The following is a 23,980-nucleotide window of genomic DNA, read 5'->3' as shown; positions in this document are numbered from 1 at the left end:
CGGTAGAGCGCGGCGTCTTCGGTCCCATCGCCGCGTCATGCACGAAGGCTCGCTTACGCCACTTCGCGACTGTCTTGGGGTTCAGTCCATGCTGGGCGGCAAGATCTTTGAGCGGAGCTTTCGATCGCTGTAGCGTTGCTCTGACCGCGTGCGTGGTCGTGGCGCAGCCGTGAAGAACCTGTCCCATAACGCCTCCCGGTGTGCGGCGGTTACAGCTAAATTGATGCCACCACACCGCGGGACTGCACAACTAGGGTTTGCGGCCGCGGCGATCACGGTACCCTGGCACAGCGACCGTCACGCTGTTCCCTCCTTCGCCGTGGTAGCGCGCGGCAACCGAAGCGTTTCAGCGTGCTTCACACTTTTGAAACGCTTCGCCTTCGAGCGAATGCGGCCGAAGCGAAGATCAAGGCGATCGAATGCAGCATCAGCGTTCGATCTTTCTGAAATTGCTGTCTCTGCCTCTACAGTTGCAGAGCGATGACATCATGAATTTCGAGATGGGCGACTCATTCGACTCGATTGCAAAGCGCTCATACTTGACAGCTTGGGTAGGATCTGACCGCTCAGTCGGGCCAGCGAGACGGTATCGGGTTCGCGAGCGCCCTGCTCTGCCTCACGCCCCTCGCGCGGAGGGCGACAGCATTCGCCACAGGCTCCGGTTCACCGCCGTGAGAACCAATCCCAGCCCGGAAAGGGACACCGCGGCAGCGATCAGCGGCAGCTGGCCGTAATCCGCGCCCAGGGTGAGGGCCGTACCACCGATCCAGGCGCCGGTGGCGTTGCCCAGGTTGAACGCGCCCTGGTTCAGGGTGGAGGCGAGGTTCGGCGCATCGCTAGCGGCCTCCACGACCCAGATCTGGAGCGGCGAGACCAGGGCGAAGACCAGACCCGACCACAGGACGATCACGGCCACCGTGAGCGCCGGATGATGCGCGACCGCCACCAGCACCAGCAGCGCCGCGACGATGCCCAGGAAGCTGCCGACGATCGTGGCCATGGCGCCCCGGTCGGCGAGATGGCCGCCCGCGAGGTTGCCGATGGTCAGCCCGAGCCCGGCAGCGAACAGAACTCCGGTCACACCCTGGGGCGTAAACCCGGTCACGCCGGTGAGGAACGGCGTGATGTAGGTGAACACCGTGAAGAAGCTCACCGACGACAGGGTTGAGATCAGCATCGGCCGCAGCACCGGCCAGCGGCCGAGCGCGCGGAACTCGCTGACGAGCCGGCCGCGCGTCCCCGGAAGGCCGGCGGGAACACAGAACTGGATCGCCGCCGCCGCCGCGAGCCCGATCCCAACAACGGCCCAGAAGGTCGCCCGCCACCCGGCGGCCTGCCCGAGCGCGGTGCCGAGGGGCACGCCGAGGACGTTGGCGAGCGTCAAGCCCGCGAACATCAGCGAGACCGCCTGCGTGCGTTTCTCCCGCGGAACCAGATCTCGCGCCACGACGGCACCGATCCCGAAGAACGCCCCATGGGCGAAGGCCGTGAGGATCCGCGCCGCCATCAGAAGGCCGTAGCTCGGCGCCACCGCGCAGCCGAGGTTGCCCGCGAGGAACACGCCGATCAGCGCAAGGAGCGCGGTCTTGCGCGGCAGGCCCGCGGTGGCGATCGCCACGATCGGTGCACCCACGACCACGCCCATCGCGTAGCCCGAAACCAGATAGCCGGCCTGCGGGATGGTGACGCCGAAGCTCTGCGCCACTTCCGGGAGCAGGCCCATGATCACGAACTCGGTGGTACCGATTCCGAAGGAGGCAACGGCGAGGGCGAGGATCGGCAGGGGCGGCACGGCAACATCCTTCGGCGCAGGCGGAGATCCGATGGTGCGGAGCAACATCGCACTGCGACGACGCTTGGATAGCTGTGATGGCGCGGCGCACAGTTGCGCGACGTGCAAGGGCCGCGGCGCGCGTGCCCGCCGACCGGCCGCTTCGCCCACTGTCAGGACGTGATTTTCGCCCCCGCCGAATCAACGGGCGACGGCACGATCGAGGCTGACGAGATGCGGGCAGGTTCCTGACGTCGTCGCGAAGTCATCCCGACCCGGCCACCGGGGGCAACCGACACCGAAGCGTGTTGACCGCAGGGTCGTTGCGCAGACCCGATGCAGTTCGGTCGTTCTTCTCGGAAAATCCCTGGACCGGCACCAACCTGAAGCTGTGCCGCCTGTCAGAATCCGAAGAATATTCCGATGGCCGATCCCCGGGATCTTCGGGTCGGGACGGCGCGTCAGCACGAGTCGTGTGGGACATCGGGACTGACGGGCACGTATTCAGTCACCGGCCAAATCAATCGAGCCGCCGCAGCAGAGGGGCACCCCGTCGCAGCCGCAATGCCGCTGGCGATGCCAGGCTATGCTTCGGACCAAGCCGCCCGCGGCTTCGCCGTCACGAAGTCGATTGAACCTGCTGCGCTGGGACAGACAGCTATTCGACCAAGACCTTCTTCCGGCCACGCGTCTTCGTGGCGGGCGCCGTCGCCATGTCCGGTACCGCCGTTGGCGCGATGCGATGCTTGCGACGCTGCTGTCCCAATCCCAGGGCACGGGCCAATTCGGACCGCTGCGCGGAGTAGTTCGCTGCCGTCATCGGATAATCCCGCGGCAACCCCCACTTCTCACGGTACGCCTCGGGCGTCAGCCCGCGCAGTGTCAGATGCCGACGGAGAGTCTTGTACGGCTTTCCATCCTCGAAGCTGACGATATGGTCAGCCGTCACTGATTTGCGGATCGTTGCCGTGCTCAACTTCTCGACGGGCGAATTGGTGGCCCGACCTTGAGTTGTCAGCGCACTCAATGCCGCATGGATGCCGCCGATCAATCCTGGAAGGTCGCCCGCGGGTACGGAATTATTCGACACGTAAGCGGCCACGATATCGACCGCGAGCTCGATGCACGCTCCGTGCTCGCCATCTGCGTTCTCACTCACGGCAAACCTCGAGAGTTACAATTACTTGAGTCGATCAATCCCTCTCGGATGCGATCGAATTCTCGGAGACTGTAACAGAGTATACGCAAACTCTCAATCGTATTTGCAGCGTGACAGCAAGACAGACGGAATGGGGCGATTCCCGGCGGTGAAGTCGGCGTTGACGGGGTGTTAACCATGCAGCCGCTAGCTTTCGTTAACCATGCGGCAGCCACTCGGAGGCGGCATGTCCTGTGACCTCCGGGCTGTGGTGCCGGAGATGTAGGCGGAGACCGGCATCAGGTGCGGACGGCGGCTGACCGGCGGGAACGGCAGAGGACGCGGCTCGCCATCGCGGCGCTGAGCCTTACGCTCACGGCGGTGCCCGCGACCGCTCAGCGGTTCGACGCCACGAGCCCCGTCACGGGACAACCCGACAATCCCGGCCTCGGCCAGGAGACGTCACCCAACGGCCTGCCGACCCTCAAGCGTAGCATCCCCGACGGTTTCACCCGCGACGAGGGCCGCAATGGCCTCGGTGGCGGAAACTCGGGCGGCGAGCAGACCGGCGGCGACAGCCTCCGCTCACCCCTGTCGCCTCCGATCCCGGCGCAGACTCGGGGGCAGCCGGGCCTGTCCCAGCTCGACACCCGCGTCACCACCGGTGGCCGGCAGACCGGCGGGTCGACGACGGCGCCGGCAAACCTGGCTCCGTCGACCCTCCTGCGCACCAGGGCTGCCCCGCCGCGGCGGATCGGTTCGGCCACGCGGCGGGTGACGCAGGATGTCACCCAGGTTCCGGCACCGTCCCTGCGCTTGACGCCGATCGTCCAGCAGCCGGTGGTCGGCGTTCCGAATCCGCAGGCGGTGATCCCGTTCCGGCCGGGGCTTCCGCTGCTGGCCATCACGCCGGCCCTCGGTCTTCTGACACCGGGTTTCATCCTCGGCACAGACCTCGCGCGCGCGATCCCCACCGATCCAGCCTTCGCGCCGATCGGCTATCAGATCGGCACCTTCACGGTGCTCCCGACCTTCGCGCAGAGCGTCGGTTACGATTCGAATCCGGACCAGACCAATCGCCAGCTCGCCAAGGGCTCGGCGGCTTTCCGCACCGACGCCACGGTCGATTTTCGGAGCAACTGGTCGTCGAGTTCGCTCCAGGGCTCGCTGCGGGGGTCATATCTGGAGACGCCCCAGAACGAGGCCGCGAGTCGGCCCGCGGCCGACGGCACCGTACGCCTGCGCATTGACGCGGACCGGGATCTCCACATCGATGCCGAGGGGCGGTTCCTGGTGGACACGCAACGCACGTCGAGCGCCAATCTTCAGGCGGTGACGGCCACGAGCCGGCCCCTTCTGGCCGTCTATGGCGGCTCGCTGGGCGCCACCGAGACGTTCAACCGACTGTCGGTGACTCTGCGCGGTTCAATCGACCGCTCCGAATTCGACAACGCACAGCTGGCCAACGGAACGACGGTCGATCAATCCGATCGGAACCTGAATCAATACAGCCTTCAGCTCCGCACGGCCTATGAGGTCAATCCCGATTTCAGCCCCTTCATCGACCTGCTCGGTGACACCCGCGTCTACGACCGGCGGATCGACGCCTCCGGCGTGCGCCGGGATTCGGACGGCATCGCCCTCGCCTTCGGGACCAGTATCGGGCTCGGGCGCGCGCTGACAGGCGAGGTTTCCGCCGGCATCCAGCACCGGACCTATGTCGATCCGACCCTACGCGACATCAACGCGCCGCTGCTCAACGCAGCCCTGGTCTGGGCGGCGAGCCCCCTGACGACCGTCCGGCTGACCGCGGCAACCGGCGTGACCGAGACGACGATCCCGGGCTCCAGCGGCGTCCTCACGGAGGTGGCGACCCTGGAAGTCCAGCACGATCTGATGCGCAACCTCTCGATCGTCTTGGGCGGCTCCTACCTCAAGAATGATTATCAGAACAGCACTATCCGGGAGAACGGCTTCTCAGCGACCGCACGGCTCGACTACCACTTCACCCGTTGGCTGACCCTGCGCGGCACTTATCTTTACCAGAAGATCGACAGTACCGTCGCGGGCTCGAGCTTCCGGGAAAACACGTTCCTGCTCGGATTGCGCGTAAATCCCTGATCGGCCCTAGAAGCGCTCTGTCCAGGGCCGCAATTCCAGTTCCGAAGTCCAGGCGCTCCGGTCCTGACGCAGCAGATCCCGGTAGGCTCGCGCGATGGCGTCGGGATCGAGATGGCTGTCCGGAGCCTCAGGCGGTTCGCCGCCGCGGGCCGGATTGCGGATGGCGCCGTCGATGACGACGTGGGCCACGTGGATGCCCTTCGGCTGCAGTTCCCGCGCCAGGCTCTGGCCGAGCCCGCGAAGGGCGAATTTCCCCATGGCGAAGGGCGCCGATTCGGCGAAGCCCTTGATGCTCGCCGAGGCACCGGTCAGCAGGATCGCTCCGTGCCGTCGTGGCAGCATCCGGCGCGCCGCGGCCTGCGCCACGAGGAATCCGCCATAGGCCGAGACCGCGAGCGATTCAGCCACCGCGACGGCATCCAGATCGGCGATCGAACCACGCAGCCGGCCGCTCGCATTGTAGACGACGACGTCCGGAGCGCCGCCGAGGACGGGCTCGAGGCGGGCGAACAGACTTTCCACTTCTTCCGGACGACTGGCGTCGCAGGCGTGCAGGGACACACCGGATTCCTCCGCCAGGTCCGCGAGCTTGTCGATGTTGCGGGCCGCGAGACCGATCTTCAGGCCATCGGCAGCCAGGAGCCGCGCCAGCGAGGCGCTGAGGCCGGAACCGGCCCCCACGATGAGAGCTCTGGAATAGGTCGGGATCATCGTGTGCTCCTCTGCGCGCCGGTGGAGGATGGTGGCGGGCGCGTCACGCTGGCGGGGGGTCAATCACGGCGCTGCGCGAAGAAGTCCCGGAGAAGGGCCGCCGCCTCGCGTTCACGGAAGCCACCGTAGACCTCTGGCGCGTGATGACAGGTCGGCTGGTCGAAGACCCGCGGTCCGTGCTCCACCCCACCGCCCTTCGGATCGGCGGCTCCGTAGTAGAGGCGCCGGATGCGCGCGAAGGAAATGGCGCCGGCGCACATCGGGCAGGGCTCGAGCGTGACATACAGGTCGCAACCGGTGAGCCGCTCATCGCCGATGGCGGCACAGGCCGCGCGGATCGCCAGGATCTCGGCATGCGCCGTCGGATCATGCAGACGCCGCGGCTGGTTGTGGGCGACGGCCAGCACGATCCCGTCCCGGACCACCACGGCCCCGACAGGGACCTCTCCGGCGGCGGCGGCGGCACGGGCCGCCGCGAAAGCGTGATCCAGCGCGGTCGCGGGACTGGACGGTCCGCGCCCAGGGTCGTGGATCGGATCGGCAGCCAAGGTGTTCTTACTCCATCGCCGGAATGGCCAGGGATCGGACAGACCCGCTGATTCACATCAATGTTAAGGGCTGGAACATTCGAGCGACCGTGACCGTTTCAGACACCAATGCGGCGCCGCCGCAGCTCGAACACAGGGACAACGCCATGAGCAGCACCACCGACAAGATCAAGGGCGTCGCCAACGAGGCTCTCGGAAAGGCCAAGCAGGGCATCGGCGACGTGACTAACAACGACAAGCTGAAGGCCGACGGCGCTGCCCAGGAACTCAAGGGCAAGGCTCAGGGCACTGTCGGCGATGCTAAGAGCGCTGTGAAGTCGGCGACCGACAAGCTCTGAGCACCGTATACGACCGGAACGGAACCCGCCTCAGGCGGGTTCCAGTCTCGTACCGACCCGAATAATGCGAGGATGCCATGATCGGTTGGGCTGTCACCTTTCTCGTTGTCGCTCTCGTGGCGGCGCTCCTCGGTTTCGGCGGCATCGCCGGCACGGCCATGGAAGCGGCCAAGATCGTCTTCTTCATCGCGATCGCGCTCTTCCTGATCTCCGCCGTCTTCGGCGTCATGCGCGGGCGCTCGCCCAGGCTCTGAGGTTCCGGTACTGGTCTGTGCGTCGAGGCGGTCCGAAGGGGCCGCCTTTTTGCGTTCAAGCTGCTGGCACGGGCTCAAGACCCGTCTCGCCTGCGCGGGGCGGCTCTGATAAGCCGCGGGCATGAGCGACATGCCGAACGACGATACGCCGGAGGGGGCTGCCCGTCCGGCCCCGGTTTCTCCTCGCAGCGAGAGCTGGACGCCGCCGACCGACGCGGGAACCGCCGAGGCGGCGCCTGACGCGGCCACGAAGGCTGCCGCCAAGCCGCGGGCCGCGCGTAAAGGCCCGCAGTCGGAGGCCGAACCATCCACCGGAGCCGAGGGATCGACCGAGACGCCCCCCGGTGAGCGCATCGCGAAGGCGATGGCGCGCGCCGGCATCGCCTCGCGGCGCGACGCGGAGGTTATGATCCTGGCGGGACGCGTCAGCGTCAACGGCGAGACGCTGGCCTCCCCCGCACGCAACGTCACCGAGACTGACCGTGTCCTGATCGACGGCGAGCCGATGCCGTCCCGGGAACGCAGTCGCCTGTGGATCTTCCACAAGCCCCGGGGCGTGGTGACTACGGCCCGGGATCCGGAGGGCCGCCAGACCGTGTTCGACGTGCTCCCCGAAGAATTGCCACGGGTGGTGGCCGTCGGGCGTCTCGACATCAACACCGAGGGCTTGCTGCTCCTCACCAACGACGGCGGCCTCGCCAAGGTCATCGCACATCCCGATACCGGTTGGCTGCGACGCTACCGCGTCCGCGCCCACGGCGACACCGACCAGGCGCAGCTCGACAAGCTCGCCAAGGGCGTGACGATCGACGGGATGGAGTACGGCCCGGTGGAGGCCACCCTCGACCGCGTCCAGGGCGACAACGTCTGGCTGACGCTCGGCCTGCGCGAGGGCAAGAACCGTGAGGTCAAGCGAATCCTCGAGCATCTCGGGCTCTCGGTGAACCGGCTGATCCGGCTCTCCTTCGGTCCATTCCAGCTGGGCGACCTCGAGGTCGGACTGGTGGAGGAGGTGCGCACGCGCGTGCTGAAGGATCAGCTTGGCAAGAGCCTCGCCGAACAGGCGGAAGTGGATTTCGACAGCCCGGTGCGGGAGCCGATTCCGCCCTTCGGCGGACCGCGCACGGACGGCCGCGATGCGCAGCCGGCGCCGAACCGGCGCAACGCGGCCCGTCCTGCGCCGACGCCGCGCGTCTCGACGGGCGGTACCGGCCCCGGGCCGCGCAAGTCCAGCTGGCGCGACGACGAGGGCGAGAAGCCAAGGGGTACGCGTGTGCCCCGTCGGGGCGGCGATCCCAGGGCCGCCCAGGCGGCCGCGGCGGAACGCGGCCGCGAGCGCGTCGGCTCGATCCGTGCCGGCGAGCGCAGAGTCATCGTGGAGCGGCTCGCGGCCACGCCGGTGGAGCCCGCCCCCGCCGAGAAGCCCCGCCGTCGCTTCGCCGACAACGCGACCTCCGAGCGGCCACCGCGCAACGCCTTTCCACGCCCCGATCGCGGTGCGGACACGCGCGGTGCAGACTCGCGCAACGCCCGCGATCGACCGCGCCGGGAAAACGCGCGCGCCGAAGGGCCACGGAGCGATACGCGCTTCGACGAGCGTCGCAGCGGGAAGCCGGAGGGCCGGCGCGACCGACCTTTCGAGGCCGGATCGAGCGAAGGCGCATCGCGCAAACCGGGCGGATTCCGCGGACCGAAGCCGGCGGCTGGTGGCGGCAAACCGGCTTTCGGTGGTCCCAAGCCGGGCGGTGCTCGTCCGGGCGGTTCCCGTCCCGGCGGCAAGCCGGGCGGCTTCGCCAGCAACGGATCCGGCAAGGGTGGCGCCCGGCCCGGCGGCCGACCCGGTGCTCCGCGCGGTGGTGCCAAGCCCGGCGGCGGTGGGCGGTCGCCGCGCGGACCGCGATGAGGATCGTCGGCGGTGCGTGGCGGGGACGCAAACTCGCGACGCCGCGCACCGACGCCATCAGGCCGACATCGGACCGGCTGCGTGAATCGTTGTTCAACATCCTGGCGCACGCCTATGACGACGCCGTCGTGGGTGCCCGGGTCCTCGACCTGTTCGCCGGCACGGGCGCCCTCGGTTTCGAGGCCCTGTCGCGGGGGGCGGCCACAGCACTCTTGGTTGACGAGGGCGCTGAGGCCCGCGCGGTCATCCGCGCCAACATCGAGGCTTTCGGCGCTGAGGGCGTGACCCGCCTGTTCCGGCGCGATGCGACGCGGCTCGGGCCGGCCGCGACGGCGGGCACCTTCTCCCTGGTTTTCTGCGACCCGCCCTATGGCCGCGACCTGGCGCCACGCGCCCTCGCGAGCGCCGCCGCGGGTGCGTGGATCGAGCCTGGCGCGCTGGTGGTGGTCGAGGAAGCCGAAACCGTAGCCTCCGTCTGGCCGGCCGGTTTCACCGAGCTGGAGCGACGCGTGTACGGGGAAACCGCCGTGGCGATCGCCCGCTTCACGGCCTGAGCCGCGCCTGCGGCTACTCGACCGGCGCCGTCGTCGGGACGTCCAGTTCCGGCCCGAAATGGATCGCCAGCCAAACGGTAGGCGTGTCAGTCCACTCCACCCGGTGCCGGCGATGCGGCGCGATCAGCACGGCATCGCCGGCGGCAAGACTACGGGGGCCGGGCTCATCGGCGAAGCGCAAATCCGCCGCACCCGCCAGGATGGCGACCCATTCGGAATGCGGTTGATCGTAGTGGAAACCGGGCGGGCTCGCTTGGCCGGTCGAGACGATGCGTTCCACGCGCAGGCCGGGCGCGGAGACCAGAACCGACACGATCTCGTCGGTCTCGTCGTGCGGCAGATAGGCCAGAAGATTGGTCACGGGCGTCGGGGTTGCGGCCATGGTCTCCCCGCTCGATCCGTTCCGCGATGGCTCTATGCCGCGCGTCAGGCTTTTCCGGAAGCCGCGGCTCCCTGATGGGCGGCCTCGTCAGCCGGCTTAGTCTGACCGATCCGCGCTGCGGATTTCACGAGCGACAGCACGTCCCGACGCATCTGCTCGTCGGCGATCTGATTGTAGGCCCGGAGAAGCTCGACGGCCCCGGCGACCCGCAGCAGCGTCGGGCCGTTCTCCGTGACCGCCTCGGGCTCCGGCTCGAAGAAGCTGGAGACCGGGACGCCAAGCCGCTCGGCGATCGCCTGCAGGCGGCCGGCCCCGACCCGGTTCTTGCCGGTCTCGTACTTCTGGACTTGCTGGAAACTGACGCCCAGCGCGCTGGCCAGGGCGGACTGGCTGAGCCCGTTGGCGGCCCGAAGGAACGCGATGCGGCTGCCGACCCCGTGATCGATCGCGGTAGTCTGCTTCGGCTTGGGGGTTGGGTTGGCCATGGTGGGTAGTCCGGATGTTCTGGCTGTTAGCAGGCTTGCTCGCCCGGATTGCGGGCGCCAATCACAACCAACAGGTGCAACATTAGGCGTCCGAGATCCAGAGCTGTCGCCTGTTAGTGCCACAGATCAGCCACGCGCGCAACGAATGGTTACGCTATCGAAATCTTAGGTCGCGAAGTCGGCCGCCCCGCCCCTTCAGTCGCCACGATGATAGCGCCACAAATACGGACGACGATCAAATAAAAGTGAGCAGATTTATCTAATCATCGACTTTCGAAAACTGTGGGGCGCTATTCGGTGCCCTGCGACGCGTCGGTTCGCCCGAATGGATCCCTTGCGTCCGGACCGGCAAACGGCCGCTCGATCCCGGCTTTCCTGCCGCCTGAATTCACGCCGCCGGACCGAGCCACGCGGTCACGATTCGCAACTGTTCGTCGTCCAGCAGCGCCGGCGCGTGACCGCAATCCGGGATATCGACCCGCTCGGTGGGTGGACCGCGCCGGGTCATCTCGTCGGCCGTGGCGGCGAGCAGCAGCTCCGAGCGTTCCCCGCGCAACAGCAGGACGGGACAGGAGATCGCGTCCCAGTCGCGCCACATGCTGACGCTGTAGACCCGCCCGGGCCGGAACGCGTCGCCGATGCCGGGATCGTAATGGGGCCGCCAGCCACCGTTGGGTTCCGGGAAGAAGCTGTGTTTGGCGATGTGGCGCCATTGCTCGTCGGTGAGCGGCCCGAACGCGCCCAGCACGGTGCGCAGGCGCGACTCGCCCGAGGCGAGGTTGTGGTGCAACCGCGGCGCATCGCGCAGGCGTGAGCCGATATGCCGGATCGGCGCCCAGGGCAGGAACGGGCCGATATCATTGACCACCATCCGGCGGATGGGAGAGCGGGCCGCGGCGGCGAGGACCATGCCGGTCAGGCCGCCGAGGGAGGTGCCGACCCAGTCGATCTTCCCGACGATCCGGAGATGGGCGATGAGCGCCGCCATGTCGGCGGCGTATTGCGGCAGGCCGTAGAGTTCCGGGTCCTTCAGCCATCCGCTCAGGCCGCGCCCGGGCAGGTCCGGGCAGACCACTCGGTATCCCAGCTTCGCCAGCCGGTAGCCGAGGGCGTCGAAGTCCCGGCCCTGGCGGCTGAGACCGTGGACGCAGACGACGACGTGCGGGCTGTCCGGATCACCCCACTCCACGTAGGCGATGCGATGGAAATCGTGCGGCGCGTAGGCCTGGAAGTGGCCGGTCCGGAACGGCACGTCGGCACGGCTCAGGTCGTCGAGGCGCGGCACCGGTGCTGTGGCGGTGCCCTGTCCCGCGGCGTGGATGTTCACGGCGTCTCCGACCGCGCCGCGGCCTCGCGCGCGAGGCGGCTGGTGGTCTGATGAAGATCGACCATCTGGTCGGTGAACCGGCGTGACTGCTCCTGCAGGAACGCCATGTTCAACGCCGCTATTTCCCGGACGTCAGCCGCCTTGGCGATCCGGTCCGCGAAGTCGAGGTTGGCCCGGACATTCGTATCCGAGGCCACGAGCATGCGGTGGGCGATCTCACGCATCGCCGCCATGGCGTGGACGGCGTTATCCTCGAAGGCGTTGTAGAGCCGCGCCCCGGCGGTCTCCCACTGCTCGCGCATTCGGCGTGCGCCGGCGACGTTGCTGTCGGTGAGCTGGTGGGCGGTGTCACGGCTGGAGCCCAACACGGAGCGCCATCCCTCGAAACTCTGCGTCACGGACGATTCGAAGGCGTTCAGCGCCATCTCACCGGCCTCGGCGAGGCTCTCGTACGCCTCGCGCGCCCGTGCGACGCCGCTCTCGGCCATGGCGCGCCCGGCCCCGGTGGAGACCATCGGCAGGTTGTCGTTCCCCACTATCGTCTTCCCCTGTCGGCCTGTCGCGCCCGACCCAACCACAACGTGGCTCGGAGAACCGGCATCCGCCAGGGTTGCGTCGCCGTCAACAGGGCTCGGTGACAGATCGCGCGCGTGACGCCGCCCATCGCCGCGCCGCCGATTGACAGGCGGTACGGCCGCGAAATCATCCTGGGGTGGAGCGCACGCCACGCCCGACGCCTGATCAGAAGGCCCAACGATGACGGAGACGCCTCCGATTTACGCCGAGAGGTTCGAGACCGGCGATCACCCGTTCGAGGTCGGTCTCGGCCGCAGGCCGGCCAACGACGTCCCGCTGACCCCGGCGAGCCTGCTGGCGCGCGCCGCCGCCGCCGCCGGCGCGAGAGTCGCGGTCGTCGACGGCGCGCGGCGCCTCACCTACGCGGATCTCTACGCCCGCTGCCGTCGCCTCGCCGGCGGCCTGGCCGGCCGGGGAGTCGGGCGGCTCGATACCGTGGCGATCCTGGCGCCGAACGTCACGGAAATGATCGAGGCCCATTTCGCCGTGCCCATGGTCGGGGGGGTCCTGAACCCGCTCAATACTCGCCTCGACCCAACGACGATCGCGTTTTCGCTCCGGCACGGCGGCGCTCGGGTCCTGATCGTCGAGGCCGAGTTCGGCGCGCTGGCCGCGAAGGCGCTCGCCGAACTCGGCGAGCCCGTCCTGGTGGTGGCGATCGGCGAGACCGGCATCGACGGGGCGCTGCCCTACGAGATGCTGCTGGCCGAGGGCGATCCGGACTATGCCTGGAAAGGCCCGACGGACGAGTGGCAGTCGCTCTGCCTGCTCTACACATCCGGCACGACCGGCGACCCGAAGGGCGCGGTCTACAGCCATCGCGGCGGCTATCTCCAGGCTCTCGGCAACGCCGTCACCTTCGGGCTCACCGCCGACAGCGTCTATCTCTGGACGCTTCCCATGTTCCATTGCAGCGGCTGGTCGTATCCCTGGGCGAGCGTCGCCGCCTGCGCCACGCAGGTCTGCCTGCGCCGAGTCGAGCCGGCGGCGATCTTCCGGCTGATCGCCGAGCATGGCGTGACACATCTCTGCGGCGCGCCGATCGTCCTGTCGATGATCGCGCACGCGCCGGCCAACAACCGCAGGCCGTTCCCCCAGCGCGTGCGCTGCGCGGTCGGCGGCGCGGCCCCGTCCTCGACGATCATCCGCACCATGGAGGAACTGGGCTTCCAGGTGACGCACCTGTACGGCGCGACCGAGAGCTACGGCCCTGCGACGGTCTGCCTGGCGCAGCCGGACTGGACGGACCTGGACGATCCCGAGCGCTACGCCCGCATGGCCCGCCAGGGCGTGCCGCTGGCGACCCTGGAAGCCCTGTGCGTGGCCGATGCGGCGACGGACGCGCCGGTGCCCCGGGACGGCATGGCCGTTGGCGAGATCCGCCTGCGCGGCAACACGGTGATGAAGGGGTATCTCAAAAATCCGGACGCCACCGAGCAGGCGCTCGCCGGCGGCTGGTATCGGACCGGCGACCTCGCGGTCTGGCACCCCGACGGCTCGGTCGAGATCAAGGACCGGGCTAAGGACATCATCATCTCCGGCGGCGAGAACATCTCCAGCCTGGAGGTCGAGGAGGTGCTGATGCGCCACCCTGCGGTGATGCTGGCGGCCGTGGTGGCGCGGCCGGACCCGACCTGGGGGGAGAGCCCCTGCGCGTTCCTGGAGATGAAGCCCGGCGCCTCCCCGCCGAGCGAGCAGGACCTGATCGCGTTCTGCCGCGAGCGGATGGCCCGATTCAAGGTGCCGAAGACCGTGGTGTTCGGGCCGCTGCCGAAGACGTCGACGGGCAAGATCCAGAAATTCGTGCTGCGCGAACAGGCGCGGGCGCCCTGAGCCGCGCCTGTTCGCGGCGGTCGCTACAGGCCCGAGACGAGGTGGCCGCCATCAACCGCCACGACGCTGCCGGTCATGTAGGACCCCGCCTCCGAAGCGAGCAGCAGGAGCGGTCCGTCGAGTTCGGCGGCCTCCCCCAGACGGCGCTGCGGCACGCGCTTGATCAGCGCCCGGCCGGCTTCGGACTCGAAGAAGGCGTCGTTCAGCTCGGTCTTGATATAGCCCGGTGCCAGGGCGTTCACGCGGATGCCGTAGCGCGCCCATTCCAGTGCCAGGCTCTTGGTCAGCTGAACGACCGCGGCCTTCGAAGCCGCGTAGGGGGTCAGGCCGCCCGCAACCCGCAGACCCAGGATCGAGGCGATGTTGACGATGCTGCCACCCGCGCCGTTGCGGACCATGCGCCGTCCGGTGGCCTGAGCGACCAGCCAGACGCCCTTGAGGTTGGTGTCGAGGACCGCGTCCCAGGAATCCTCGTCGAGGTCGAGGGCCGGCTTCGTGGCCGTCACGCCGGCATTGTTCACCAGGACCGCCACGGGACCGAACCGCGCCTCCGCGGCGTCGAGCGCCCGCTCGACGCTGCCGGCGTCGGTGACGTCCATGACGATCGCGTGGGCCTCGCCGCCTTCCGCCTCCATCCGCGCGACCGTCTCGGCCAGGGCATCGGCGCGGCGCGCCCCGAGGGACAGACGCGCCCCAGCCCGGGCCAGCGTCCCCGCGAAGTGACGGCCGAGGCCGCTGGAGGCGCCGGTTACCAGGACGTGGCGGCCGGCGAGATCGAACGGGCCGGACATCTCAACGCACCGTCGCGGCGGCGGGCGCCGCATGACGGAGTCGCGATCCGGATCCGTCGGCGCGTTCCTGGCATGTGGCGGCGGGTGTCGCGTCGGTGATGACGATATCGCTCATGGTTCCGAGCCTCCCCTTCCCGCGCCGGCCTTTCGGGACGGCCTGATCGCCGGTCCGCGGACCGTGTTTGCATCGCCCGTTGTGGACCGGGCGCCTCCGCGCCGCCAGCGGGATCGGCACCGGGACGCTAACGGCGACCGAACAGGCGTTCGATGTCGGCGAGCTTGAGTTCGATTGAGGTGGGCCGGCCATGATTGCACTGGCCGGAGTTGGGCGTCACCTCCATCTCGCGCAGGAGCGCGTTCATCTCCTCAGGCCGGAGGCGCCGGCCGGCGCGGATGGAGCCGTGGCAGCTCATGCGCGACAGCACGGCATCCAGGCGCCGCCCGAGCGGTCCGCCCTCGGCGGCCGGGGCGCCCCCCTCCTCCTCGCCGCTCGCCTCCAGGGCGTCGAGGATGTCGGTGACGAGATCGCGCACCGAGGCACCGATCAGCGCGGCCGGGACCTCGCGGACCAGCACCGCGCCGGGTCCGAACGCCTCGATGGCGAGACCCAGGCGGTCGAGGTCCGGGGCGGCGGCGACGAGCCGGTCAGCCTCCTCGGGACTCATCTCGACGACGTCAGGGATCAGGAGCCCCTGCCGGGCGATGCCGCCCGCTTCCCGCTCGGCCTTCATCCGCTCGTAGACGAGGCGCTCGTGGGCCGCGTGCTGGTCGACGATGACGACGCCGTCGCGGGTCTGGGCGAGGATGTAGGTCTCATGGATCTGGGCGCGGGCGGCACCGAGGGGGTGGTCGAGCCCCTCGGCGGCCTCGAAGGCGGCCCGGGTGTCCGCCCGGGGTGGGGCCATCTCGTAAGGCGGCTCCGGCGGCGCGAAGGCCGCCTGGGGCGCTTCGCCGAAGCCCGTCGGATCCGTGAGCGCCGGGTCCGGCGCCGGGCGCCACGCGGCGGCGGCCTGCCGGTAGCCGGAGGGCGCCCCCACCGAAGGCGCGCCGGCGGGGAACAGGCCCGGCCGGGTCGGCTGGAACAGGCTCGGCGCGGCAGCGCCGCTGTGGATCCCGAGCGGTGGGCCGGACGGACGCAGGGCGTCGAGGGTCCGGGCGCCGCCGGTGGTGGCCGAGCGGGCGCCGCCCCGGCGCAGGGCGTCGTGGATCGCGCTGACCATCAGCGCCCGCACGAGGCCCGGCTCGCGGAACCGCACTTCTGTCTTGGCCGGATGGACGTTGACGTCGACCAACTCGGGATCGCAGGCGATGGCGAGGCCGAGCACCGGATGGCGGTCGGAGGCCAGGGTATCGGCATAGGCCCCGCGCACCGCCCCGAGGAGCAGGCGGTCGCGGACCGGGCGGCCGTTGACCGCAAGATGGATGTGGGTCCCGGCCCCGCGGTGGTAGGTCGGCAGGCCGATATGGCCGGTCACCGCGAGCCCCTCCCGGGCCAGGGAGACGGGAAGGGCATTGGCGGCGAAATCCGGCCCGAGCACGGCGGCGAGGCGGCGCAGAGCCGCGTCCGGTCCGGCCTCCGCTGGCAGCACGAGGGGCTGCCCGGCATCGGCACGCAGCGTGAAGCGGATGCCCGGCTGGGTCACGGCGAGGCGCCGCAAGGCCTCGGCGATGGCGGCGTTCTCCGCCCGGTCGGATTTCAGGAACTTGAGGCGGGCCGGCGTCGCGGCGAACAGTTCGGTCACCTCGATCCGGGTGCCGCGCTGGGCCGGTGCCGGGCGCACCTGACCCTTCAGCCCCGCTTCGACAGTCAAGGTCGCCCCGGCCTCGGCCTCCCCGGTCCGGGTCACGATGGCGAGCCGCGACACCGCGCCGATCGACGGCAGGGCCTCGCCGCGGAAACCGAGGGTGTCGATCGCCGTGAGGTCGCCCGCCGGCAGCTTCGACGTGGCGTGACGCTCGACCGCGAGATCGAGGTCGTCCGGGCTCATGCCGCGGCCGTCGTCGACCACGCGGATGAGCCGACGGCCGCCGGCCTCGACGGTGACCTCGATGGTCTGAGCCCCGGCATCGACGGCGTTCTCGACCAGCTCCTTCACGGCCGAAGCGGGACGCTCCACCACCTCGCCCGCCGCGATGCGGTCGACGAGCACGGGATCGAGGAGGCGGACCGACGGCGCTGACGGGGATGCGGACATTGCCGCCGAGAATAGTCCCTGCACGGCGGCGATCCAATCGCCGCGTTGGGGGATCGCGGCCGCTCAGGCGCGCCGCGTCGAGCCGCCCAGGGAGATCCGGCCCGCGCCACCGCCCCGCGCCCCGTGGCTCGGCGCCGCGTAGGGTCTGCGGGACAGATCGTAGAGGGCGGTTCCGACGAGCCCCGCGGTCCGGCGCAGGCTCGTGCCGTCGCAGGTCGCCGCGACGCGGACGCCGAGCGCATGGGTGTGGCTGCGGCCGTAGAGCCAGACCGCGAGCCGCGCCCGGGTCGCTTCCGGTATGCCGTCGAGGAGGTATGCGGCCCCATCCGGATCCGCCTTGATCAGGCGGCCGACCACGTCCGGCGCGACGGGGCAGTCGAGGGCGGGATCGTCGATGCTGAGCGCGCGGTCGTGCGTCATGGCGGTCCCTGACAACCGAGGAGCGTCAGGGTGGGGTCTGTTGGTTAACGAAGTGTGACCGCGCCGGCCCATCGAGCCGCCGGCGCGGATCCGGCGCTACAGTGGCCGGCGGATCAGCCGGGCGATCAGGCCGACGATGCCCTCGCGGAAGAGCAGCACGCAGAGCACGAACACGCAGCCCTGGATGATCGTCACCCAGGCGCCGAACTGCGCGAGGTAGGTCTCCATGGTGACGATCACCAGCGCGCCGACGATCGGCCCGAACACGGTGCCCATGCCGCCGACGAGGGTCATCAGCACCACCTCGCCCGACATCGACCAGTGGACGTCGGTGAGCGAGGCCAGCTGGAACACGATCGCCTTGGTGGAACCGGCAAGCCCGGCCAGCGTCGCCGAGAGAACGAACACCGCGAGCTTGTACTGGCTGGCCCGGTAGCCCAGCGAGATCGCCCTCGGCTCGTTGTCGCGGATCGCCTTCAGCACCTGCCCGAAGGGCGAGTGGATGATGCGGTAGATCAGCAGCATCCCGGCCATGAAGATCACGGCGACCACGGCGTACATCGCCCGGTCGTCCGCGAGGCTGAACGTGCCGAACAGCGCCCCGCGCGGCACCGCCTGGATGCCGTCCTCGCCGCCCGTGAACTTCGCCTGCAGTGAGAAAAAGAACACCATCTGGGCGAGCGCCAGGGTGATCATCGAGAAGTAGATACCCTGCCGGCGGATCGCCAGAGCGCCGAAGACCAGACCGAGCAGCGCCGCCGTGACGGTCCCGCTGAGGATCGCGAGTTCCGGTGTGAAGCCGAGCTGCTTGGCCGTGTAGGCGCAGAGGTAGCTCGCCATGCCGAAATAGGCGGCGTGACCGAAGGAGAGCAGGCCGCCGTAGCCGAGCAGCAGGTTGAAGGCGAGCGCGAACAGCGCGAAGCACAGAACCTTCATCAGGTAGACGGGGTACAGCACCAGCGGCGCCACGATCAGCAGCACGGCGATGCCGACGAAGATCAGGCGATGCAGCGCCTTGTCGTCGCGGCTGGTCGGCAGCGCTGCGGCGATCGGGGCGGCGTCGAGGGCGGCGGTGTCGGCCATGAAAATCGTCCCTCAGATCGCGATCAGGCCGCGCGCCCGAACAGGCCGGCGGGTTTGACGAGGAGCACCACCACCATGATCACGAAGATCACGGTGGCCGAGGCCTCCGGATAGAACACCTTGGTCAGTCCCTCGACGAGGCCGAGGGTGAAGCCCGTGATCACCGAGCCGAGGATCGAGCCCATGCCGCCGATGACGACGACGGCGAAGACCACGATGATGATGTCGGCGCCCATGTTGGGGTTCACCGAATAGATCGGCGCGGCAAGCACCCCGGCGAAGCCCGCGAGCGCGACGCCGAACCCGTAGGTCAGGGTCAGGAACAGCGGCACGTTGACCCCGAAGGCCTGGACCAGCGTCGGGTTTTCGGTGGCGGCGCGAAGGTAGGCGCCGAGCTTGGTCTTCTCGATCACGAGCCACGTGGCGATACAAACGACGAGCGAGGCGACGACCACCCAGGCCCGGTAGTTCGGGAGGAACATAAAGGGCAGGCGCTGGCCGCCGGACAGTTCCGCCGGGATCGCGTAGGGGAGCCCGGAGACGCCGTACTGGTTGCGGAACAGGCCCTGGATGATCAGCGCGAGGCCGAAGGTCAGGAGCAGGCCGTACAGGTGGTCGAGCTTGTAGAGCCGGGCGATGAGCACCCGCTCCAGCACGATTCCGAAGGCCCCCACCACCAGGGGCGCGAGCCCCAGCGCCCACCAGTAGCCGAGGCCGAAATAGGTGAGCAGCATCCAGGCCACGAACGCGCCCATCATGTAGAGCGCGCCGTGGGCGAAGTTGATGATGTTCAGGAGGCCGAAGATGATCGCCAGCCCCAGCGACAGGATCGCGTAGAACGAACCGTTGATCAGGCCGAGCAGCAGTTGCCCGAACAGGGCCTGCATCGGCACACCGAAGATCGTGGTCATGGCCGTACTCCGCGCCCCGATCGCATGCTCAGCCCTTCACGAGGGGGCAATTGCCCTCATTGAGCGGCCGGAAGACCTGATCGCCCGGGATCGTCTCGAGCTTCTTGTAGAGATCCCACTCGCCCTTCGACTCGGCGGGCTTCTTGACCTCGAACAGGTACATGTCGTGGATCTTGCGGCCGTCCGCGCGGATCACGCCCTTGCCGAACAGCGGGTCGTCGGTGGGCATCGCCTTCATCTTGGCCACCGCGGCGGCGCCGTCGGCGGTCGACTTCAGCTCGGCCACAGCCTTCAGGTAATGGAGCACGTCGGAATAGACGCCGGCATGGTTGGCGGTGGGCTTCGAGCCGCCCTTCATCTGCTTGGCGAACCGGTCCGAGAAGGCGCGGGTCTGGTCGTTCAGGTCCCAGTAGAACGGCTCGGTCAGCACCAGCCCCTGGGCGACCTTGGTGCCGAGCGAGTGCACGTCCGACGAGAAGACCAGGAGGCCGGCCAGCGCCTGCCCGCCCTCGGTGATGCCGAACTCGCCGGCCTGCTTGATCGAGTTGATCGTGTCGGTGCCGGCATTGGCGAGACCGATCACCTTGGCGCCCGAACCTTGCGCCTGGAGCAGGAAGGACGAGAAGTCCGAGGTCGGGAACGGGGTCTTCACCGAGCCCACGACCTTGCCGCCGTTCTTGGTGATGACCGCGCTGGTGTCGCGCTGGAGGGTCTGGCCGAAGACGTAGTCGGCGGTGAGGAAGAACCACGAAGTACCGCCGCGCTTCACCATGGCGCCGCCGGTGCCGTTGGCGAGCGCCACCGTGTCGTAGACCCAGTGGATGGTGTTCGGCGTGCATTGCGGGCCGGTCAGGTCGGCCGTGCCGGCGCCGGTGTCGATGAAGACCTTGTTCTTCTCCTTGGTGACCTGGCTGATGGCGAGCGCCACCGAGGAGGTCACGCCGTCGGTGATCATGTCGACGTTGTCGCGGTCGTACCATTGCCGGGCGATCGCGGCACCGACGTCCGGCTTGTTCTGGTGGTCGGCCGAGACGATCTCGACCTTCAGGCCGTGCTGCTCCGGCTTGAAGTCCTCGAGGGCGAGCTTCGCGGCGACCACCGAGCCCTCGCCGCTGATGTCGGAATAGGCGCCCGAGCGGTCGCCGAGGATGCCGATCTTCACGTTCGTCTGTGCCGCCGCGGTACCCATCATCAGGGCTCCGGCGAGGGCGGCGAGGGTCACGGGCCGGGCGATACGTCCGAACATTGCGTTTTCATCCTCCGGCGGCGCGGCAGATCTTGCCGGCCGAGTATCGAGACGCCGATTGCTGGCGATTCTAGCTTCTTCAGGTGCGGGCTTCAGACGCCGAGATAGGCGTGCAGCTTGTCGATATTGGCGTCAAGCGCGTCGTTGGGGATCATATCGACCACCCGCCCCTGCTCGATGACGAAATGCCGGTCCGCCAGCGTCTGGGCGAAGCGAAAGTTCTGTTCGACCAGCACGATCGTGTAGCCCTGGGACTTCAATTGCTGGATGGTGCGGCCGATCTGCTGGACGATGACCGGTGCGAGACCTTCCGTGGGCTCGTCGAGGAGGATCAGCTTGGCACCGGTGCGCAGGATGCGGCCGATCGCCAGCATCTGCTGCTCGCCACCGGAGAGTTTGGTGCCCTGGCTGCCGGCGCGCTCCTTGAGGTTCGGGAAGAGCTGGTGGATCTCCGCCACCGACATGCCCCCCGGCTTCACCCGCGGCGGCAGCATCAGGTTCTCGTGAACCGTGAGGCTCGCGAAGATGCCCCGCTCCTCCGGAACGTAGCCGAGCCCGAGCCGGGCGATGTTGCGCGAAGCCATCCGGATCGTCTCAACGCCGTCATAGACGATGGAGCCCGTACGCTTGCCGAGGATGCCGATGATCGCCCGGAGAGTCGTGGTCTTGCCGGCGCCGTTGCGGCCGAGCAGGGTGATCACCTCGCCCGCACGGACGTCGATATCGATCCCGTGGAGCACATGGCTCTCGCCGTACCAGCCCTTCAGGCCGCGGACCGTCAGGAGGGCGTCGGCCGCCTTGGCCGGAGCCGGGGTCTTCAGTGCCGCCTCACGCATGTCCCGCCCCGATATACGCTTCGACCACGCGTGGATCCTTGGAGACGGTGGCGTAGTCGCCCTCGGCGAGCACCTGGCCGCGGGCGAGAACGGTGATCCGGTCCGACAGGGAGGCGACGACCGACAGGTTGTGCTCGACCATCAGGATGGTCCGATCCTTCGAGACCCGGCGGATCAGCTGCGCCGTACGCTCGACATCCTCGTGGCCCATGCCGGCCATGGGCTCGTCGAGGAGGAGCATCTCGGGGTCGAGGGCGAGCGTGGTTGCGATCTCGAGGGCGCGCTTGCGGCCATAGGACAGCTCGACCGCCAGCACGTCGGCGAACTCGGAGAGACCGACGGCCTCCACGAGGGCCAGCGCCTCGCCGTTGAGCGCCCGCAGCACACGCTCCGGCCGCCAGAAGTCGAAGGAATCGCCGCGCCGCCGCCGCTGCAGGGCGATGCGGACGTTTTCCATCACCGTGAGATGGGGGAAGACGGCCGAGATCTGAAACGAGCGCACCAGGCCGAGCCGGGCCACGTCGGCGGCCTTCAGGCCGGTGATGTCCCGATCCTTGTAGCGGATCGTCCCGGCGGTGGGGATGAGGAACTTGGTCAGCAGGTTGAAGCAGGTGGTCTTGCCGGCACCATTCGGCCCTATGAGGGCGTGAATCGTTCCGCGCTCCACCTGCAACGCCACGCCGTTGACGGCCCGGAATCCGCGGAATTCCATCGTCAGGCCATCGGTCGCCAGGATTATATCCCGTGCCAAGCGTGTCCCTCCCGGGTTAGACTTCTTGCCGCCATATCGCCGATCCCCGGCCCTACAGTCCATCGCAATCGATCACGGCGACGCGACAATCCCCGGTGAGTGATATCGATCGGACTGGCGGCGCAGATCCGCGTGGTCTGAGCTTGACCGGAACACATCGCGTGATTAACGCAGACAAATTCTGTCGACTTGCTTCGGGAGGGCTACGGCATGGTCGGTCAGGCCGCCTATCTCGCTGTCGATTGGGGCACGACCAACCGACGGGCTTACGCCATGTCGGCCGAGGGCACGGTGCTGGACAGCCTGCAGGACGACCGCGGCATCCTCGCCCTCACGCCCGCTGATTATCCGGCCGAGATCGACGGGCTGCGTGCGCGGCTCGGTGCACACGCGGTCATCGCCGCGGGGATGGTCGGATCCAACCGGGGCTGGCGCGCGGCGCCCTACGTGGCCGCGCCGGCAAACCTCGTCGCCCTGGCGGATGGCTGCGTGGAGGCCGCACCCGGAGTGCGGATCGTTCCAGGGGTCGCCCTGCGGGACGGGAAGCGTCCCGACGTGATGCGGGGCGAGGAGATCCAAGTCTTCGGCGCGATCGGCACGGGGGCTGCGCCTGCGACCGCACTGTTCTGCCAGCCTGGCACCCACAACAAGTGGATCGAAGCGGTCGACGGTGCGATCACCGATTTCACCACCGTGATGACCGGTGAGATTTTCGCCCTGCTGCGCGGACACGGCATCCTGGCGGGAATGCTCGACGGTGACGTCCGGGACGGAGCGGCTTTCCGGAAGGGCGTGCGCCGCGGCCTCACGGCCCAAAACCTCGCTGCGGCGCTTTTCGAGGTTCGGGCCGGCCTGCTGCTCGACCGGCTTTCTCCGGGCGACGCCGCGTCCCACGCCAGCGGCATCCTGATCGGCGCCGATGTCGGCACCCGGGCAGATCTGGGTCGGCGCCCGGTCCATCTGCTTGGCGGCGGCACTCTCGGCGCGCTTTACGCCGCCGCCATCACCGAGGCGGGCGGGAACCCGATCGTCGTGCCGGACGGTTCCACCACGGCCGGCATCCACGCCATCTGGAGTCTTCGGGCATGACGATCCTCGACCGGTTCGAGGCGGCCTTCGCAGCCTGCCCCCTCGTCGCGATCCTGCGGGGGCTGACTCCGGACGCCGCGCCGGACGTCGGCGACGCCCTCGTCGAAGCCGGCTTCCGCCTGATCGAGGTCCCGCTTAACTCCCCCGAGCCGCTGCGGAGCATCGCGATCCTCGCTGAACGGCTCGCCGGGCGTGCTGTGGTCGGTGCCGGGACCGTGCTGACGCCGGCGCAGGTCGATGCCGTCGCGACCGCCGGCGGGACATTGGTGGTCTCGCCGAACGTCGATCCGGCGGTGATCGCCGCGACCGTCGCCGCCGGCCTGGTGTCCCTGCCGGGCTACCAGACCCCGACGGAGGCCTTCACGGCCCTGGCGGCCGGGGCGACCGCGCTCAAGCTGTTTCCTGCGGACGTGGCGACGCCTCTTGCGCTCAAGGCCCACCGCGCGGTCCTGCCTCCGGGCACGCGGGTTCTGGCGGTCGGCGGGGTCGTGCCGGACAGCATCGCGGGCTGGCGGCAGGCGGGAGCCGACGGCTTCGKTCTCGGATCGAATCTTTATCGTCCGGGCAAGGCGGCCGACGACGTGGCCCGCGATGCCGCCTCGTTCGTGGCCGCCCTCGAGCGATCCGTGTGAGGTCGCGACCGACCCCCCGACCAGGATAAGCCGCGGCTCCCGCGCCGAGACGTCCTTCTCCTGCGCCCTTGGACCGGGGTCGGGG

25 protein-coding genes are annotated in these 23,980 nt (G+C 69.0%); 8 read left to right on the top strand and 17 right to left on the bottom strand.

The annotated features are described in order from the left end of the window. The 3 genes from AC1DXK_RS06215 to AC1DXK_RS06205 form a co-directional block, all read right to left on the bottom strand. A partial coding sequence (locus AC1DXK_RS06215) for a transposase (protein ID WP_477297057.1) occupies window positions 1-187 on the bottom strand: 187 nt, incomplete at its 3' end. 429 nt (window positions 188-616) lie between these two features. Beyond that, a complete protein-coding gene (locus tag AC1DXK_RS06210; RefSeq protein ID WP_457108195.1) occupies window positions 617-1,792 on the bottom strand; it encodes an MFS transporter in 1,176 nt (391 codons plus the stop codon). 637 nt (window positions 1,793-2,429) lie between these two features. Further along, window positions 2,430-2,930 (bottom strand): Ros/MucR family transcriptional regulator, encoded by a 501-nt coding sequence (locus AC1DXK_RS06205; protein WP_457108196.1) that lies wholly within the window; start codon window positions 2,928-2,930, stop codon window positions 2,430-2,432. Window positions 2,931-3,212: 282 nt separating this feature from the next. Here AC1DXK_RS06205 and AC1DXK_RS06200 point away from each other — a divergent pair, with 282 nt between their 5' ends. Continuing rightward, window positions 3,213-5,030 carry an outer membrane beta-barrel protein gene (locus tag AC1DXK_RS06200; RefSeq protein ID WP_457108197.1) on the top strand — a complete coding sequence of 606 codons (1,818 nt, stop codon included), beginning with the start codon at window positions 3,213-3,215 and terminating at the stop codon, window positions 5,028-5,030. A 6-nt stretch (window positions 5,031-5,036) separates the two neighbouring features. Here the strand turns inward: AC1DXK_RS06200 and AC1DXK_RS06195 are convergent, their stop codons facing one another. Further along, a complete protein-coding gene (locus AC1DXK_RS06195) occupies window positions 5,037-5,741 on the bottom strand; it encodes an SDR family oxidoreductase (protein WP_477297189.1) in 705 nt (234 codons plus the stop codon). A 59-nt stretch (window positions 5,742-5,800) separates the two neighbouring features. Further along, on the bottom strand, window positions 5,801-6,289 hold the full coding sequence (locus AC1DXK_RS06190; RefSeq protein ID WP_457108199.1) for a nucleoside deaminase: 489 nt from the start codon (window positions 6,287-6,289) through the stop codon (window positions 5,801-5,803). 146 nt (window positions 6,290-6,435) lie between these two features. On the opposite strand from AC1DXK_RS06190, the gene AC1DXK_RS06185 reads away from it, so the two are divergent. The 4 genes from AC1DXK_RS06185 (at window position 6,436) to rsmD (ending at window position 9,338) form a co-directional block, all read left to right on the top strand. Next, complete coding sequence (locus tag AC1DXK_RS06185) at window positions 6,436-6,627, top strand: CsbD family protein (protein ID WP_457108200.1); 192 nt, start codon at window positions 6,436-6,438, stop codon at window positions 6,625-6,627. Between the two features lie 77 nt (window positions 6,628-6,704). Next, complete coding sequence (locus AC1DXK_RS06180; protein ID WP_457108201.1) at window positions 6,705-6,881, top strand: DUF1328 domain-containing protein; 177 nt, start codon at window positions 6,705-6,707, stop codon at window positions 6,879-6,881. 121 nt (window positions 6,882-7,002) lie between these two features. Then, entirely contained in the window at window positions 7,003-8,784 is a 1,782-nt protein-coding gene (locus AC1DXK_RS06175) for a pseudouridine synthase (RefSeq protein ID WP_457108202.1), read from the top strand. After that, window positions 8,781-9,338 carry a 16S rRNA (guanine(966)-N(2))-methyltransferase RsmD gene (rsmD, locus tag AC1DXK_RS06170; RefSeq protein ID WP_477297186.1) on the top strand — a complete coding sequence of 186 codons (558 nt, stop codon included), beginning with the start codon at window positions 8,781-8,783 and terminating at the stop codon, window positions 9,336-9,338. Before AC1DXK_RS06175 ends, rsmD begins: the two co-directional genes overlap by 4 nt. Window positions 9,339-9,351: 13 nt before the next feature. Here the strand turns inward: rsmD and AC1DXK_RS06165 are convergent, their stop codons facing one another. The 4 genes from AC1DXK_RS06165 to AC1DXK_RS06150 all read right to left on the bottom strand — a co-directional run bounded on the left by AC1DXK_RS06165 (window position 9,352) and on the right by AC1DXK_RS06150 (window position 12,068). Continuing rightward, window positions 9,352-9,720, bottom strand: coding sequence for a cupin domain-containing protein (locus AC1DXK_RS06165; protein ID WP_457108204.1), 369 nt, complete (start codon window positions 9,718-9,720; stop codon window positions 9,352-9,354). 44 nt (window positions 9,721-9,764) lie between these two features. Next, on the bottom strand, window positions 9,765-10,205 hold the full coding sequence (locus AC1DXK_RS06160) for a helix-turn-helix domain-containing protein (RefSeq protein WP_457108205.1): 441 nt from the start codon (window positions 10,203-10,205) through the stop codon (window positions 9,765-9,767). Between the two features lie 388 nt (window positions 10,206-10,593). Beyond that, on the bottom strand, window positions 10,594-11,532 hold the full coding sequence (locus tag AC1DXK_RS06155; protein WP_457108206.1) for an alpha/beta fold hydrolase: 939 nt from the start codon (window positions 11,530-11,532) through the stop codon (window positions 10,594-10,596). Continuing rightward, the gene (locus tag AC1DXK_RS06150) at window positions 11,529-12,068 is read right to left on the bottom strand and encodes a phasin family protein (protein WP_477297183.1); all 540 of its coding nucleotides are present in this window, start codon (window positions 12,066-12,068) and stop codon (window positions 11,529-11,531) included. The genes AC1DXK_RS06155 and AC1DXK_RS06150 overlap by 4 nt, the downstream gene beginning before the upstream one ends. A 220-nt stretch (window positions 12,069-12,288) precedes the next feature. Here AC1DXK_RS06150 and AC1DXK_RS06145 point away from each other — a divergent pair, with 220 nt between their 5' ends. Continuing rightward, on the top strand, window positions 12,289-13,941 hold the full coding sequence (locus AC1DXK_RS06145; RefSeq protein WP_477297181.1) for an AMP-binding protein: 1,653 nt from the start codon (window positions 12,289-12,291) through the stop codon (window positions 13,939-13,941). A gap of 23 nt (window positions 13,942-13,964) precedes the next feature. Here the strand turns inward: AC1DXK_RS06145 and AC1DXK_RS06140 are convergent, their stop codons facing one another. The 8 genes from AC1DXK_RS06140 to AC1DXK_RS06105 all read right to left on the bottom strand — a co-directional run bounded on the left by AC1DXK_RS06140 (window position 13,965) and on the right by AC1DXK_RS06105 (window position 22,174). Beyond that, window positions 13,965-14,732: an SDR family NAD(P)-dependent oxidoreductase gene (locus AC1DXK_RS06140; protein WP_477297179.1), complete on the bottom strand. Its 768-nt coding sequence runs from the start codon at window positions 14,730-14,732 to the stop codon at window positions 13,965-13,967. A gap of 242 nt (window positions 14,733-14,974) precedes the next feature. Beyond that, the gene (gene mutL, locus AC1DXK_RS06135) at window positions 14,975-16,927 is read right to left on the bottom strand and encodes a DNA mismatch repair endonuclease MutL (protein ID WP_457108210.1); all 1,953 of its coding nucleotides are present in this window, start codon (window positions 16,925-16,927) and stop codon (window positions 14,975-14,977) included. Between the two features lie 63 nt (window positions 16,928-16,990). Further along, complete coding sequence (locus AC1DXK_RS06130) at window positions 16,991-17,347, bottom strand: hypothetical protein (RefSeq protein ID WP_457108211.1); 357 nt, start codon at window positions 17,345-17,347, stop codon at window positions 16,991-16,993. A gap of 96 nt (window positions 17,348-17,443) precedes the next feature. Next, window positions 17,444-18,430 carry a branched-chain amino acid ABC transporter permease gene (locus AC1DXK_RS06125; RefSeq protein ID WP_477297177.1) on the bottom strand — a complete coding sequence of 329 codons (987 nt, stop codon included), beginning with the start codon at window positions 18,428-18,430 and terminating at the stop codon, window positions 17,444-17,446. A gap of 23 nt (window positions 18,431-18,453) precedes the next feature. Beyond that, window positions 18,454-19,341, bottom strand: coding sequence for a branched-chain amino acid ABC transporter permease (locus AC1DXK_RS06120; RefSeq protein WP_457108213.1), 888 nt, complete (start codon window positions 19,339-19,341; stop codon window positions 18,454-18,456). A 28-nt stretch (window positions 19,342-19,369) separates the two neighbouring features. Continuing rightward, a complete protein-coding gene (locus AC1DXK_RS06115) occupies window positions 19,370-20,587 on the bottom strand; it encodes an ABC transporter substrate-binding protein (protein ID WP_457108214.1) in 1,218 nt (405 codons plus the stop codon). Window positions 20,588-20,679: 92 nt separating this feature from the next. Further along, on the bottom strand, window positions 20,680-21,423 hold the full coding sequence (locus AC1DXK_RS06110; RefSeq protein ID WP_457108215.1) for an ABC transporter ATP-binding protein: 744 nt from the start codon (window positions 21,421-21,423) through the stop codon (window positions 20,680-20,682). Continuing rightward, on the bottom strand, window positions 21,416-22,174 hold the full coding sequence (locus AC1DXK_RS06105) for an ABC transporter ATP-binding protein (protein WP_457108216.1): 759 nt from the start codon (window positions 22,172-22,174) through the stop codon (window positions 21,416-21,418). The genes AC1DXK_RS06110 and AC1DXK_RS06105 overlap by 8 nt, the downstream gene beginning before the upstream one ends. Before the next feature lie 210 nt (window positions 22,175-22,384). Between AC1DXK_RS06105 and AC1DXK_RS06100 the strand changes: the two genes are divergently transcribed. Together AC1DXK_RS06100 and AC1DXK_RS06095 are read left to right on the top strand one after the other, a co-directional pair. After that, window positions 22,385-23,263, top strand: coding sequence for a 2-dehydro-3-deoxygalactonokinase (locus tag AC1DXK_RS06100; protein WP_457108217.1), 879 nt, complete (start codon window positions 22,385-22,387; stop codon window positions 23,261-23,263). Then, window positions 23,260-23,895, top strand: coding sequence for a 2-dehydro-3-deoxy-6-phosphogalactonate aldolase (locus AC1DXK_RS06095; RefSeq protein WP_477297173.1), 636 nt, complete (start codon window positions 23,260-23,262; stop codon window positions 23,893-23,895). The genes AC1DXK_RS06100 and AC1DXK_RS06095 overlap by 4 nt, the downstream gene beginning before the upstream one ends. Window positions 23,896-23,980: the final 85 nt, after the last annotated feature.

The sequence above is a fragment of the Methylobacterium sp. P3_A11 genome (assembly GCF_056403155.1).
This window is presented reverse-complemented; position numbering and strand designations above follow the sequence as displayed.

What these genes read in the sequence shown, in the direction of transcription:
- AC1DXK_RS06125 (WP_477297177.1), bottom strand. Translation starts at nt 18,430, where the DNA reads ATGGCCGACACCGCCGCCCTCGACGCCGCCCCGATCGCCGCAGCGCTG.
- AC1DXK_RS06160 (WP_457108205.1), bottom strand. Translation starts at nt 10,205, where the DNA reads ATGGCCAACCCAACCCCCAAGCCGAAGCAGACTACCGCGATCGATCAC.
- AC1DXK_RS06180 (WP_457108201.1), top strand. Translation starts at nt 6,705, where the DNA reads ATGATCGGTTGGGCTGTCACCTTTCTCGTTGTCGCTCTCGTGGCGGCG.
- AC1DXK_RS06195 (WP_477297189.1), bottom strand. Translation starts at nt 5,741, where the DNA reads ATGATCCCGACCTATTCCAGAGCTCTCATCGTGGGGGCCGGTTCCGGC.
- AC1DXK_RS06100 (WP_457108217.1), top strand. Translation starts at nt 22,385, where the DNA reads ATGGTCGGTCAGGCCGCCTATCTCGCTGTCGATTGGGGCACGACCAAC.
- AC1DXK_RS06115 (WP_457108214.1), bottom strand. Translation starts at nt 20,587, where the DNA reads ATGTTCGGACGTATCGCCCGGCCCGTGACCCTCGCCGCCCTCGCCGGA.
- AC1DXK_RS06165 (WP_457108204.1), bottom strand. Translation starts at nt 9,720, where the DNA reads ATGGCCGCAACCCCGACGCCCGTGACCAATCTTCTGGCCTATCTGCCG.
- AC1DXK_RS06145 (WP_477297181.1), top strand. Translation starts at nt 12,289, where the DNA reads ATGACGGAGACGCCTCCGATTTACGCCGAGAGGTTCGAGACCGGCGAT.
- AC1DXK_RS06140 (WP_477297179.1), bottom strand. Translation starts at nt 14,732, where the DNA reads ATGTCCGGCCCGTTCGATCTCGCCGGCCGCCACGTCCTGGTAACCGGC.
- AC1DXK_RS06185 (WP_457108200.1), top strand. Translation starts at nt 6,436, where the DNA reads ATGAGCAGCACCACCGACAAGATCAAGGGCGTCGCCAACGAGGCTCTC.
- AC1DXK_RS06175 (WP_457108202.1), top strand. Translation starts at nt 7,003, where the DNA reads ATGAGCGACATGCCGAACGACGATACGCCGGAGGGGGCTGCCCGTCCG.
- AC1DXK_RS06120 (WP_457108213.1), bottom strand. Translation starts at nt 19,341, where the DNA reads ATGACCACGATCTTCGGTGTGCCGATGCAGGCCCTGTTCGGGCAACTG.
- AC1DXK_RS06130 (WP_457108211.1), bottom strand. Translation starts at nt 17,347, where the DNA reads ATGACGCACGACCGCGCGCTCAGCATCGACGATCCCGCCCTCGACTGC.
- mutL (WP_457108210.1), bottom strand. Translation starts at nt 16,927, where the DNA reads ATGTCCGCATCCCCGTCAGCGCCGTCGGTCCGCCTCCTCGATCCCGTG.
- AC1DXK_RS06110 (WP_457108215.1), bottom strand. Translation starts at nt 21,423, where the DNA reads ATGCGTGAGGCGGCACTGAAGACCCCGGCTCCGGCCAAGGCGGCCGAC.
- rsmD (WP_477297186.1), top strand. Translation starts at nt 8,781, where the DNA reads ATGAGGATCGTCGGCGGTGCGTGGCGGGGACGCAAACTCGCGACGCCG.